The sequence below is a fragment of the Collinsella aerofaciens genome, assembly GCF_040910325.1.
GTDB classification, from domain to species: domain Bacteria; phylum Actinomycetota; class Coriobacteriia; order Coriobacteriales; family Coriobacteriaceae; genus Collinsella; species Collinsella aerofaciens_BL.
This window is the reverse complement of the sequence record NZ_JBDGAV010000011.1, coordinates 16242-29705: the sequence shown is the minus strand read 5'-3', so window position 1 is coordinate 29705 and position 13464 is coordinate 16242. Positions and strand designations below refer to the sequence as shown.

9 protein-coding genes are annotated in these 13464 nt (G+C 61.2%); 8 read left to right on the top strand and 1 reads right to left on the bottom strand.

Features of this window, described 5'->3' with window-relative positions:
* The 4 genes from AB5Z25_RS05970 to xdh all read left to right on the top strand — a co-directional run.
* A partial coding sequence (locus AB5Z25_RS05970; RefSeq protein WP_368135038.1) for an amidohydrolase family protein occupies positions 1-666 on the top strand: 666 nt, incomplete at its 5' end.
* Between the two features lie 148 nt (positions 667-814).
* Positions 815-3814, top strand: coding sequence for a putative selenate reductase subunit YgfK (gene ygfK, locus AB5Z25_RS05965; RefSeq protein ID WP_368135037.1), 3000 nt, complete (start codon positions 815-817; stop codon positions 3812-3814).
* A gap of 11 nt (positions 3815-3825) precedes the next feature.
* Positions 3826-4305 carry a 4Fe-4S binding protein gene (locus AB5Z25_RS05960; RefSeq protein WP_195247110.1) on the top strand — a complete coding sequence of 160 codons (480 nt, stop codon included), beginning with the start codon at positions 3826-3828 and terminating at the stop codon, positions 4303-4305.
* Between the two features lie 12 nt (positions 4306-4317).
* The gene (xdh, locus tag AB5Z25_RS05955; protein ID WP_195445183.1) at positions 4318-7095 is read left to right on the top strand and encodes a selenium-dependent xanthine dehydrogenase; all 2778 of its coding nucleotides are present in this window, start codon (positions 4318-4320) and stop codon (positions 7093-7095) included.
* A 487-nt stretch (positions 7096-7582) separates the two neighbouring features.
* On the opposite strand, the gene AB5Z25_RS05950 is transcribed toward xdh, so the two are convergent.
* Complete coding sequence (locus AB5Z25_RS05950) at positions 7583-8581, bottom strand: hypothetical protein (RefSeq protein ID WP_368135036.1); 999 nt, start codon at positions 8579-8581, stop codon at positions 7583-7585.
* A gap of 653 nt (positions 8582-9234) precedes the next feature.
* Here AB5Z25_RS05950 and AB5Z25_RS05945 point away from each other — a divergent pair.
* The 4 genes from AB5Z25_RS05945 to AB5Z25_RS05930 all read left to right on the top strand — a co-directional run bounded on the left by AB5Z25_RS05945 (position 9235) and on the right by AB5Z25_RS05930 (position 13296).
* Positions 9235-10614, top strand: a complete 1380-nt coding sequence (locus AB5Z25_RS05945) for an ATP-binding protein (RefSeq protein ID WP_368135035.1) — start codon at positions 9235-9237, stop codon at positions 10612-10614.
* Positions 10615-10811: 197 nt separating this feature from the next.
* Positions 10812-12107, top strand: a complete 1296-nt coding sequence (locus tag AB5Z25_RS05940) for an ATP-binding protein (protein WP_006235059.1) — start codon at positions 10812-10814, stop codon at positions 12105-12107.
* Between the two features lie 455 nt (positions 12108-12562).
* A complete protein-coding gene (locus AB5Z25_RS05935; protein ID WP_368135034.1) occupies positions 12563-12934 on the top strand; it encodes an exonuclease domain-containing protein in 372 nt (123 codons plus the stop codon).
* Complete coding sequence (locus AB5Z25_RS05930; protein WP_368135033.1) at positions 12931-13296, top strand: hypothetical protein; 366 nt, start codon at positions 12931-12933, stop codon at positions 13294-13296. Before AB5Z25_RS05935 ends, AB5Z25_RS05930 begins: the two co-directional genes overlap by 4 nt.
* Positions 13297-13464 lie beyond the last annotated feature (168 nt).

Here is a 13464-nt window from a genome sequence, read left to right as displayed (position 1 = left end):
GGCATGAATGACGTGTGGGACTCCCGCCTCAACCGCGGCGGCATCAGCCCCGTCGAGCGCCTGCTGCAGCACAACCTGCTCGGTCCCGACACCATGCTGGGTCACTGCATCCACGTGACGCCTGCCGAGATGGATATCGTCAAGGAGTCCGGCACCTGGCTGGTTAACAACCCCGAATCCAATATGGGCAACGCCGTGGGCTGCGCCCCCGTGCTCGAGTTCTTCCGCCGCGGCATCCCCGTGTGCATGGGCACCGACGCCTACACCCACGATATGCTCGAGAGCCTCAAGGTCTTCCTGATCATTCAGCGCCACAACGCCGCCATGCCCAACGTGGGCTGGTGCGAGGCCATGACGATGCTGTTTGAGAACAACGCCAAGATGGCGAGCAAGTACTTCGATCGCAAGCTCGGTGTGCTTGAGCCCGGCGCTGCCGCCGACGTCATCGTCATGGACTACAAGCCCTTTACGCCGCTGAGCGAGGAGAACATCGACGGCCACATGCTCTTTGGCATGATGGGCAAAAACTGCCGTACCACCATCATCAACGGCCGCGTCTTGTACAAGGATCGCGAGTTTGTCGGTATCGATGAGGACAAGATCAACGCGTGGACCATGGCCGAGTCCAAGAAGCTCTGGAGCACGCTCAACGATCGCGCCTACTAATTACAAGTAGATTCGCGCGCGTCGGATGTTTCGCCGCATCCGACGCGCGTATAGGCGACCTCCGCGGGGTCGCCGGCGCTGTGCTAGCGCTACACCGTATTTGCGCCCGCCGCGCGGTCTCGCCGGGCGTTACAGAGAGGAGCTCATTATGAGCGACATCATGAGGCCGATCCCGTTTTCGCAGCTGATGAACTGGATCATCGAGGAGCACAAGACCCAGGGCGCCGTCTTTGGCGTGCGCAAGATGGTCACGACCAACCAGGAGGGCGCGCTTCCCATTTTTGACGAGCGCATCGAGACTCCGTTTGGCCCGGCCGCCGGCCCCAACACGCAGCTGGCCCAGAACATCGTGGCATCCTACGTGGCCGGTTCCCGCTTCTTTGAGCTCAAGACCGTTCAGGTTATGGACGGCGAGGAGCTCTCCAAGTGTGTGAACAAGCCCTGCATCGTGGCGCAGGACGAGTGCTACAACTGCGAGTGGTCGACCGAGCTCGAGGTTCCGCAGGCCTTTGCCGAGTACGTGAAGGCATGGTTTGCCTGCCACCTGATCGCTCGCGAGTACGGCCTGGGCAGCCCGGATGGTTTTGTCTTCAACATGTCCGTGGGTTATGACCTCGAGGGCATCAAGAGCCCCAAGGTCGATGCGTACATTGAGGGCATGAAGGACGCCAGCGGCTCCGAGGCTTGGAACGAGTGCCGCACGTGGGCGCTCGCTAACCTGGACAAGTTTGAGCATGTCGACGCCGCGTTTGTCGAGTCCATCCCGGCACGCGTTTCCAACTCCATCACCGAGTCCACCCTGCATGGCTGCCCGCCGGCGGAGATCGAGCGCATCGCGACCTATCTGATTACCGAGAAGGGTCTCAACACCTACATCAAGTGCAACCCCACGCTGCTGGGCTATGAGTTTGCCCGCCAGCGCCTCAACGAGCTGGGCTTTGACTACATCGTCTTCGATGACACGCACTTCCGCGAGGACCTGCAGTGGGCCGATGCCGTGCCTATGTTCGAGCGCCTGATTGCCCTGTGCGCCGAGCGCGGCCTGGAGTTTGGCGTCAAGCTGACCAACACGTTCCCCGTCGACGTGACGAGGAACGAGCTGCCCTCCACCGAGATGTACATGTCCGGCCGTTCGCTGTTCTCGCTGACCATCGAGGCTGCCCGCCGCATTACCGAGCAGTTTGATGGCAAACTGCGCATAAGCTACTCCGGCGGTGCCACGGTCTACAACATCCGCGCCCTGTACGATGCCGGCATTTGGCCCGTCACCCTGGCGACCGACGTGCTCAAGCCCGGTGGCTACGAGCGCTTTAGCCAGATGGCCGGCGAGTTTACCGACCTGGATGGCAAGCCGTTCGCGGGCGTCTCGCTCGAGGCTGTGACCGCGATCCAGACCGACTCGCTCACCAACCCGCTCTACAAGAAGCCGCTGCGCCCGCTACCCGACCGCAAGGTTGCCGGCAAGAGCCCGCTTTCCGACTGCTTTACCACGCCGTGCCGCACGAGCTGCCCCATCCAGCAGGATATTCCCGCCTACTTGGCGGCTGTTGACGAGGGCCGCTACGAGGACGCGCTCAACATCATCATCGAGCGCAACGCCCTGCCGTTCATTACCGGCACTATCTGCCCGCATCCCTGCGGCCGTGCCTGCGAGCGTGCGTTCTACGAGCCCGAGGGCGCCCAGATCCGCGCCAGCAAGCTCAAGGCCGCCCGCGAGGCCATGACCGCCGTGCTGCCCAAGCTGCGCGCCCAGGCCATCGCCAACGACGGCGAGCGCAACGTTGCCGTTATCGGCGGCGGCCCGGCCGGCCTGGCGACGGCGTTCTTCCTGACGCGCGCTGGCGTGCCCGTCACCATCTTCGAGGCCCGCGATTCGCTCGGCGGCGTGGTCCGTCACGTCATCCCCGAGTTCCGCATTGCGAGCGATGACATCTCCCACGATGCCGAGCTCTGCCTGGCCTTTGGTGCCAAGGTGCAGCTCAATGCCCGCGTGGAGTCCATTGATGAGCTCAAGGCCCAGGGCTTTACCGACGTGGTCGTGGCCACCGGCGCCTGGATGCCCGGCTCTGCGGGCCTGGGCGAGGATGCCGAGCTCGACGTGCTGGAGTTCCTCGAGGCCGCCAAGAGGGGCGAGAAGCTCGAGCTGGGCGAGGACGTCGTGGTCATTGGCGCCGGCAACACCGCCATGGATGCGGCTCGCGTGGCCAAGCGCCTGGCTGGCGTGAAGAACGTGCGCCTGGTGTATCGCCGCACCAAGAAGCAGATGCCCGCCGACGAGGAAGAGCTTGATCTTGCTCTTGCCGATGGTGTTGAGTTCTGCGAGCTGCTGGCCCCCAAGGCGCTTAACGGCGCCGTGCTGACCTGCGACGTCATGGAGCTTGGCGAGCCGGATGCAAGCGGCCGTCGCAGCCCCGTCGCCACGGGCGAGACCGTCGAGCTTTCCGCCACCACGGTGATCTGCGCCGTGGGCGAGGGCATCGATGCCAGCCTGTACGATGCCGCGGGCGTTGAGCACGACCGTCGCGGCCGCCTTGCCGCCACCTCCACTGGCGTCGAGGGCGTCTGGGCTGCCGGCGACTGCCGTCGCGGTCCTGCCACCGTGGTCGAGGCTATCGCCGATGCTGCCGAGGTCGCCCGTGCCATCGCCGGTGTGGACTTTAACAAGTACGCCGACCAGAATGCTCAGGCCGGTCGCGAGGACACCTGCTACGAGCGCAAGGGGTCGCTGTGCCGCGACAAGCGCAACTGCACCAAAACCCGCTGCCTGGGCTGCGGCTCGGTGTGCGAGGTCTGCTGCGATGTGTGCCCCAACCGCGCCAACGTTGCCATTAAGGTGCCGGGTCTCGCCAAGCATCAGGTCGTCCACGTCGACGGCATGTGCAACGAGTGCGGCAACTGCGCTGTGTTCTGCCCCTACCAGGAGGGCCGTCCCTACAAGGACAAGCTCACCCTGTTCTGGAGCGAGCAGGACATGGAGAACTCCGAGAACGAGGGCTTCCTGGCTGTGGACGAGGACCACTTTAAGGTCCGCGTCGCCGGCACGGTCCGCACCGTCTCGGTCGATGCCGTCAACACCGGCCTTCCCGAGGCCGTCCGCCTGGCCATCAGGGCTGTGCGCGACAACTATCCGTATCTCCTTAAGAAATAGGCGAGTCTCTTATGGCCAAATCCATTCAACATAACGTGGCCTACGTTGCCTGCGGAAGCGGTTGCGCCTCCGCAGGCGGCGACGCCCGCTGCAGCGAAGGCTGCATTGGCTGTGGCGCCTGCGTCACGGCCTGCCCCCACGGCGCCATTGCGCTGGTCGATGGCATCGCCCGCGTGGACCGCTCCAAGTGCACGGGCTGTGGCCTGTGCGGCGTGGCGTGCCCGCAGCGCGTGATTGCCTTCGTCCCCGGCTACCAGAACATTCTGGTGCGCTGCAACAACACCGATAAGGGTGCCATTGCGCGCAAGGTCTGCGACACGAGCTGTATCGGTTGCGGTATGTGCGCCAAAAAGTGCCCTGCCGGCGCTATCCGCATCGAGGACAACTGCGCCCATATCGACGGCGTGGACTGCCTGTCGTGCGGCATGTGCGCCGTCGTCTGCCCGCATGGCGCCATCCACGACCGCACCGGCATCGCCGCCGGCGTGTAGAAGGGAATCACCATGGCACAGGAATTCACTTTTACCGTTAACGGTGTCGAGCACACGACGACGGAGAATAAACCACTGCTGCGCTATCTGCGCGACGACCTGCACATTCACTCCGCCAAGGACGGCTGCTCCGAGGGCGCCTGCGGCACCTGCACCATCCATGTGGACGGTGCGGCCGTCAAGGCGTGCGTACTGACCACTGCTCTTGCCGCCGGCCGTAACATCGTGACCGTCGAGGGCCTGCCCGAGGACGTGCGCGAGGCCTTTGTGTACGCCTTTGGCGCCGTGGGCGCCGTGCAGTGCGGTTTTTGCATCCCCGGCATGGTCATGGCGGGTGCAGCGCTGATCGCCGAGGACCCCGAGCCCACCGAGGAGCAGATCAAGTACGCCATCCGTGGCAATGTCTGCCGCTGCACCGGCTACAAAAAGATTATCGAGGGCATTTCGCTGGCAGCTGCGGTGCTCCGTGGCGAAAAGCAGATCGACGAGGATTTGGAGTGCGGCGACGACTACGGCGTGGGCAAGCGCGCCTTCCGCATCGACGTGCGCAAGAAGGTGCTCGGCGAGGGCAAGTATCCCGACGACATCGACGAGCTCGATCAGCCGGGTCTGACCTATGCCAGCGCCGTGCGCTCCAAGTACCCGCGCGCCCGTGTGCTCTCCATCGATACTTCCAAGGCCGAGGCCCTGCCCGGCGTGGTGGGCATCCTGCGCGCCGAGGACGTGCCGGTCAACCAGGTCGGCCACCTTATCCAGGACTGGGACGTCATGATCGCCCAGGGCGATATCACCCGCTGCGTGGGTGACGCTATCGTGCTGGTGGTTGCCGAGGACGAAGCGACGCTCGAGAAGGCCAAGAAGCTCGTAAAGATCGATTACGAGCCGCTGGAGCCCGTGCGCAACATTGTCGAGGCCAGGGCTGCCGACGCCCCACGCCTGCACGACAGCTTCTTTGCCTTTGGCAACACGGTGGAGCTCAAGGACAATGTGTGTCAGAGCCGTCACGTGACGCGCGGCGACGCCGCCAAGGCGCTGGCGGAGAGCGCATTCACCGTGACGCAGCGCTTTACCACGCCCTTTACCGAGCATGCCTTCTTGGAGCCCGAGTGCGCCGTGGCGTTCCCGTATAAGAACGGCGTCAAGGTGCAGTCGACCGACCAGGGCGCCTACGACACGCGCAAAGAGTGCGCTCACATGTTTGGCTGGGATAGCGAGCCCGAGCGCGTGGTCGTCGAGACCATGCTCGTGGGTGGCGGCTTTGGCGGCAAGGAGGACGTGTCCATCCAGCACTTGGCCGCGCTCGCCGCATATAAGTTCCAGCGTCCTGTGAAGTGTAAGCTCACGCGTGCCGAGTCGCTCGCTTTCCATCCCAAGCGTCACGCCATGGACGGCACCTTTACACTGGGCTGCGACGCCGAGGGCAACTTTACCGGCCTGGATTGCGAGATCAACTTTGATACCGGCGCCTACGCGTCGCTGTGCGGCCCGGTGCTCGAGCGCGCCTGTACGCATGCCGTCGGCCCCTACAAGTACCAGAACACCGACATTCGCGGCTTTGGCTACTACACCAACAACCCGCCCGCCGGTGCGTACCGCGGCTTTGGCGTTTGCCAGTCCGAGTTTGCGCTCGAGAGCCTGATCGACCTGCTGGCCGAGAAGGTCGGCCTGGATCCGTGGGAGATCCGCTACCGTAACGCCATCGAGCCGGGCGAGGTTTTGCCCAACGGCCAGATTGCCGATTGCTCCACGGCACTGAAGGAGACGCTGCTCGAGGTCAAGGATGCCTACTACGCGCATCCCGGACACGCCGGTATCGCCTGCGCCATGAAGAACGCCGGCGTGGGCGTTGGCCTGCCCGATGCCGGCCGCTGCAAGATTCGCATCGAGGACGGCGTGGCTGTGGTCTATGCCGCTACGTCCGACATCGGCCAGGGCTGCAACACGGTCTTTTTGCAGGACGTTGCCGAGGCCTGCGGTCTGCCGCTGAGCTGCATTGCCAATGGCGAGTGCTCCACCGAGAACGCTCCCGACTCCGGCACCACGTCTGGCTCGCGTCAGACGGTCGTGACCGGCGAGGCCGTGCGCGGTGCCGCCTTCCTGCTGCGCGATGCCATGCTTGGCATCGAGGCCGGCAAGCCTGCGCCCACCGCTCCCGTGAGTGCGCATGGCGACGGCGTCAAGATCGAGTACGACGACGGCCGCGCCTACCAGCTTCGAACGCAGGAGCTCGTCGCCGGCCAAGGTATGCATCCTCAGGATCCCACGGCCGCCATCAAGGCGCTCGAGGGATGCGAGTTTGGCTACGTGTACCTGGAGCCGACTGACAAGCTGGGCGCCGACGTTCCCAACCCCAAGAGCCACATCTGCTACGGCTTTGCCACGCATGTGGTCATTTTGGATGATGACGGCCGCGTGAGCGAGGTCTATGCCGCGCACGATTCCGGCAAGGTGGTCAACCCCATCTCCATTCAGGGTCAGATCGAAGGCGGAGTGCTCATGGGTATGGGCTATGCGCTTACCGAGGACTGGCCGCTCAAGGACTGTGTGCCCCAGGCAAGGTACGGTACGCTCGGGTTGTTCCGTGCGCCCGAGATTCCGGATATCCATGCCATCTACGTGGAGAAGGACGAGCTGCTGCCCGTGGCATACGGCGGCAAGGGCATTGGCGAGATCGCAACGATCCCCACGGCGCCCGCCGTGCAGAACGCCTATCGCGCATTCGACGGCAAGCTGCGTCCCGATCTGCCCATGGTGGATACGCCATACAGCCGCGTCCGTCGCCGCGGGTAGGGTAGGGTGCGGACAGCCATTGCTGATGGGCCGTTCACACTCAGCACCAACTGCATATGCTGTGCCTTTGGCCCCAGCTCCATCTCGAGCCGGGGCCTTTTGTTTGGAGCGCCTCCGCATACGGAAACTGTGTCCCGGAATCCAGCTTCGGAACGGGATGAACTTTCCCAACGGGGCCGCATGCGGAAACTGCGTCCCGGAATCGTGCCTCAGAATGGGATGTGTTTTCCGCTGGCCGGCCGTTTGGAAACCGCATCCCAGTTTGAGCGTTTATTCCGGGATGCGGTTTCCGCTGAAGGACTCAACCGGAAAGCCTGTCCCGTTCCGAGGCTGGATTCCGGGACACGCTTTCCGCCAGGCCCGCCATCCGGAAAGCGCATCCCGTTTTGAGCGTCCAGGCTAGGACGCGCTTTCCGTTGGCGTGGTCGTTGGGAAAACGCGGCCCAGATAGGGGGATGCGATCTGGCGATGCGTGGCCTAGCAGCTCCTACAGGTCCACCTCGTTGAGCCATGTCGGCAGCGCGGTCTGCCGGATGCCTGCCGTCTGCAGCTTTTTGGCGAGCATTCCTGCCGAGCGGACCTCGTTCATGGTAAAGCGCAGCGGAGGGTGACCGTAGAGCGATAGGTGCGCCTCGCGCTGTCGTTCGGCAACGAGCGCTTCGGCGGTGGTGCGTCCTGCCAGCATGGTCTGGTTGGTATATTTGATGAGCCCGTCGAGCTCGCCCAGCGTGAGTTCCCGCGCCTGGCGCTCCCAGGCAAAGTCCGTTCGTATGGGCTTGGCCGAATTGAAGGGGTCCGTCAGCTCGTATTGAAGCCAATCGGGCGCAAAGCCCGTCTCGATCATGACGGCTCGGGCGACCGATTCCCCGCCGCTCTCGGCGCGGGCGTCGGCATATCGAAGCGTTGTGAGAGCCGTACGAATCGCGCGACCATTGCGGGCGGTTGCTCGTTGCTCGACGGCCTCCATCAACTGTTCCCGCACAAGGACGAGCTTTGAGATCGCCGAATCGGCAATGGGCATACCGTCGGCAAAACCGGTCTGCAACAGGCAATCTGTAACCGTTTGGATGGGCGGCGTTACCGATATGCCGGCTCTGCGTATTGCTCCGGCCGGCTCAATCTGGTGCCGCTGAATATGTGCGCCCGGACGAGCCGACGGCTTGGTGGCACTGCAGACATGCACGACATTCAGGTGTCGCCACGAGACCTCGAGCCCCAGCAGACAGGCGGCCGAAAACGAGCAGAACGTCCAATCGGGGTGGATGATCGCAAGGGCGCGGAGGATTTCGCAATGGCGTTGCGCTCGGTTGAGTTCATCCCAGCGCGTTTTTCGCGCAAACAACCCCGGCATGGGCGAGACAACCGTGCCGCCGGTGCGCCGAAGGAGCGCTTTTCGGATCGCCGTGCTCGGGGGAATCAGACAGCGCCCCTCTTGTTCGGCTTGAGTGAGCAGTTGGTCGATGAGCTGGTCATTGCAATGGGTCATGAGCTACCGCCTCCTTTTGGGTAGCAAAAACGTATCAGCTGGAACTTGCCGCTCAGCTGACCAAAAGCTGACCAAAATCTAACCATGCAGGTAGATGACCTGCTTTTGGCGACATATTTCTTGTTTGAATCGGTGGGCGGTAATCGGCGACCGTGAACGGTAGCTGGATATGAAGTCTTGGTAAGTTTCGGGACGTGTACTTTTTGAAAAAGAGCATTCTATCTGCTGTTTTGTGTTTCTGGATCGCATATTTGAAGGCATGTGATAAGGGCGGCGGACTGTCGCCTTGTATCTGCGGAAACTGTGACCCGGAATTGCCGCTCGGAACGGGACAAGCTTTCCGGAACAGCCCTCAACCGGAAACTGCGTCCCGGATTCGACGCTCAGAATGGGATTCGCTTTCCGGTAGAAGCTTCAGCGGAAAGTGCATCCCAGAATTCAGGCTCAGAACGGGACACGCTTTCCGGATGGCATGTTTGGCGGAAACTACGGCCCAGTTTTTGGCTCCAGAACGGGATACATTTTCCGGAACGGTCCACGTGCGGGGGTGTACCGCCCCTTTTGCGTGCGCCGCTTGTCGAATTGCGTTATAGCTAGCTATATTATAGGAAAGTATAATATAGCTAGCTATAACGCAAAGGAAGGATGGCCCTATGTTTATCGGAAGAACAGTGGAAATGTCCGAGCTCAATCGACTGTATGGCACGGGCTCCTTTGAAATGCCTGTGATTTACGGCCGCCGTCGTGTGGGTAAAACGCGCCTTATCACAGAGTTCATCCAAGGCAAGAAGGCTATTTACTTTCAAGCTCGTCGTACCAATGCGGAGGCAAACCTGCACGGCTTTAGCCAGGCGATACTTGCAGGCTCGGTTGGTGCTGCAGGCGTGTCGTTTCGTAGTTTTGACGAAGCGTTCGATGCATTGGCCACCATGGCTCGCACGGAACGTTTGGTTGTCGTGATTGACGAGTATCCCTATCTCGCCCAATCGAATCCCGAGATCAGCTCGTTGCTGCAAGACAAGATCGATCACCTGTACAAAGAGACCAAGCTCATGCTTATCCTGTGCGGGTCGTCGCTTTCGTTTATGGAGGAACAGGTGTTGGGCTACGAGAGCCCACTATACGGTAGGCGTACGGCCCAGTTTAAGATCATGCCGCTCGATTTTACGACGACCCTCGGGTTGTGGCAGAGCATGGGTCGCGAAGACGCTGCAGTTTGCTATGGCATGACGGGTGGCATTCCTGCATATATCGAGAAAGTCGATCCTGCCGCACCGCTCAAGGACAACATCAAACGTCTTTTTCTTACTCCTACGGGCTATCTCTTTGAGGAGCCGAGCAACCTGCTATTGCAAGAGTGCCGCAATCCCGAGCAATATGATGCAATCGTGCAAGCAATTGCTCAGGGGCGCTCGAAGATCTCAGAGATTGCGAGCTCTACGGGAATCCCTGCGAGCAACGTAAAGAGCTATGTGGATAAGCTGGCGTCGCTTGGGATTGTCGAGCGCGAGCTGCCCCTAAACGAGACGAGCAATAAGCGAGCCGTGTATCTGCTGAGCGATCAGATGTTTAGGTTCTGGTACAAGTTTGTGCCGCAGAACATTGGGCTGATTCAAAACGATATGGCCGAGATGGCGTATGAGCGCATTGAGCCGCACGTATCGGATTACATGGGTACGATCTTTGAGATTATATGCAGACAATACGTGTACGAACTCGCGCGCGCGGGCCAGCTCGATGTGGTTCCGGCGAGTGTCGGGCGCTGGTGGGGGACGGACAATCGCACGCATACGCAGGAAGAAATCGACTTGATTGTTGACGATGGCGAGGGCGCTGCGCTGTTTGCGGAGTGCAAATGGCGCAATGAACCGGCGGGCGAAGACGTGCTGCAAAAGCTCGTGCATCGAAGCGAGCTCTTTAGACGGCAGCACAAAAGCTATGCGATCTTCTCGAAGCACGGCTTTACGCAGGGATGTCGGGATACCGCGGAGAGTAGGGGAGACGTCAAGCTGATCTCGTTTGCCGAGATGTGAGGGCGGAGATAACCAAGCACGCTCTGATGTGATGCTCGGAATGGGTCGCGCTAAGGATGCCAAGCGTAAAACCTTCAATGAAAATGGCGTAAAAACTACATCTGTCATGGCGTAAAAACTACATTGAAAGTAGCGTAAAATCAGCATTGAGAATGGCGTAATTTCGCATATAGCGTGATAGAGAGGGACGGCCGTCTATGGATGCACCAAAGAGATTGACCCAAAAGGGATATAGGCCCCGGCTCATAGAGGAGCGCCTCGACACCCTTATGCGGGCGTTTGGCTGTGTGGAGATCAACGGCCCCAAATGGTGCGGCAAGACCTGGACGGCGCTCTCTCGCTCGGCGAGCGTCTCCAGGCTCGATGAGCCTGCGCAGCGTGCGGCGGCAGAGGTCGACCCAAGCCTGGCGCTCATCGGCGATGCGCCACACCTGGTCGATGAATGGCAGGAGGTGCCCGAGGTTTGGGATGCCGCCCGGCGTTTCGTGGACGCGAGCGGCAACGAACGGGGGACACTTTTGCTCACGGGCTCGACCGCGCTCAAAAGCGAGGAGCGCAGCCATGTTCGTCATTCCGGCACGGGTAGGATCGCCCGTCTGTCAATGCGCCCCATGGCCCTGTGTGAGTCGGGCGACGGCGAGCCGCTCGTGTCACTGGCAAGCCTCTTTAAGGGCGAGGATTTTGCCCCTCAGCGTCGCGAGAGCACGGTGGATGACGTCGCCCGCTGGTGCTGCAGGGGCGGTTGGCCTGCAAATCTTGGGCTTTCGGAAGATCTTGCGCGAGAGACGGCAAGCCAGTACGTGCACTCGGTGCTCGACGTCAACGTGCTGGACGAGGGCATGTCGCCCGAGCTTGCACACGGCCTTTTGCGAGCTCTTGCCATGAACGAGAGCCAGGCTGTCACGTACAAGACGCTCGTAAAGGACGCCTCGTACGGTGAGGCGGGCCCCGACGAGAGGACCATCGCTGCGTACTTGGACCTCTTCAACAGGCTCAAGCTGACCGAGGACCTGTGCGGATGGGAGCCGCCCATGCGCTCGAAGGCCCGCGTTCGCGTGCGCCCCAAGCGCTACTTCTGTGACCCGTCACTTGCGGCGGCGTTGCTGGGGGCTACCCCTGAGCGGCTGCTTGGCGATATGCAAACGCTGGGGATGCTCTTTGAGAATCTCGTCCTGCGCGACGTGCGCGTGTTCCTTTCCACCTACGGCGGTGTCGACAACAGTGTCCATTATTTCCGAGATGAGAAGGGCCTTGAGGTCGATCTGATCGTTGAGCACGACGGGCGCTGGGGAGCCATCGAGGTCAAGCTGAGTGATGCGAAAGCAGACGATGGAGCGAGAAATCTCAAGGCGCTGGAGAGGAAAGTGCTCTCCAATCCTGCCGCCCAGAATGCCGCGCCGGCGTTTTTGGCGGTCGTGGTTGGAAAGGGGAGCATTGCCTATACACGCGACGACGGCGTGGCGGTGATTCCCATGGCGGCACTTGGGGCGTAGTGGTTTTGCGGGCGTGCCGTGCTTCCTTTACCGAAAATCCATTTGGTAAACCAGATGCTCGCGGATAGAATAAAGTTGACGGCAGCCCAAGGGTGATAGCTGGGCAGCGCCGTTGCTTGGTCAAGAGGTCAGTGCCTTAATGGCAGCGACTTGTTATGCTTCGAATGCTGCTTGAGTGCCTCGGAAAGTTCGATAAGCGCCGTGAAGAGCGAGACCAAAGCAACCAAGAGCTCTACGAGCTCTGATGGGCCCGGGATGACCGCTGATTCAAGTCACCGGGCCTAAATCTTTTTCATGCATTTGAATAGAGCGGGCAACTCTCTTGGGGCCGTCTGCATGACGTGTGCCTGGCGCATGGTATTGCGCCCAGCTTTCATGTCCGCGCGGCCACCTATCCTTACGGCAATGTAGCCGCCTATGTAGCAAGCGGCAGGCAACGGAGAAAGGCCCTAACCGTGTCAGTTGAAAAGACGCCGGGTATCTCGGCTATCGATACGACGAACTTTGCGCGCCAGATTGTGCTGGACTTTGAGTTTGCGCCGGTGCCAAAGCAGCGCCAGCGCCGTGGACTGCGCAATGAGATTATCGAGGTCGGCGCCGTCAAGCTCGATAACCGCGGCAACGTTATAGGCGAGTTCTCGCAGTTTGTGCAGACAGAATTTACCGAAGGCGTTGCGTTTCCCGTCCGCGAGCTCACGGGGATATCGGCCGTGGACACCGCGATGGCCGACCCGCTCTATGCGGTGATCAAAAGGCTCAGCGATTGGATCGGTCGCTACTCCGCCCAGGTGGTCGTTGGAGCGGGGCGGATCGTCGACAGCTTTTGACCGAGTGCCAGGCAAAACACATCGACCTTGCCGCATTTCCTACGGACTGGGCCGACCTGCAGGCGTTTTACACCTCGATCATGGACGTGGGCAGCCACGGGTGCGTCTCTTTGAGTGACGCGGCGACGTGGTTTGGTATCGAGTTCGACGCGTCGACGGGCCACGCCCACAGCGCCCTAGCCGATGCGCGCGTGACCGCCAAGCTGCTCAAGCAGATGATGGATGGGGACTACCGCGTGAGTCCGCACGCCCAGGAAGTCCGCCAGCGTTGGGGGATGGGCGAGCGACCCCAGACGCGCCTTTCCAGCAAGTGCCCCGAGCTGAGAGACCTGCTGCTGAGGCTGAAGGCGGAGGGGAGGTAGGCGGGGCAGACAATATTGTCGTTTCGCCTGTGAAGAAGGAACCAATTAACTACAAAGTGTGGATGGCTTCTAGTGAAGACTTAAACACCAGACTAAGAAAAGGTTATCGAGCCATTGGGACTGCAGCATTCGCCCATCGCAAGACGTTACTCGTTCAAATTGGGACGC

Bases quoted from the DNA above. Each gene is read 5' to 3' on its own strand.
- AB5Z25_RS05945 (WP_368135035.1), top strand. From the start codon at position 9,235: ATGTTTATCGGAAGAACAGTGGAAATGTCCGAGCTCAATCGACTGTAT.
- AB5Z25_RS05950 (WP_368135036.1), bottom strand. From the start codon at position 8,581: ATGACCCATTGCAATGACCAGCTCATCGACCAACTGCTCACTCAAGCC.
- xdh (WP_195445183.1), top strand. From the start codon at position 4,318: ATGGCACAGGAATTCACTTTTACCGTTAACGGTGTCGAGCACACGACG.
- AB5Z25_RS05960 (WP_195247110.1), top strand. From the start codon at position 3,826: ATGGCCAAATCCATTCAACATAACGTGGCCTACGTTGCCTGCGGAAGC.
- AB5Z25_RS05940 (WP_006235059.1), top strand. From the start codon at position 10,812: ATGGATGCACCAAAGAGATTGACCCAAAAGGGATATAGGCCCCGGCTC.
- ygfK (WP_368135037.1), top strand. From the start codon at position 815: ATGAGCGACATCATGAGGCCGATCCCGTTTTCGCAGCTGATGAACTGG.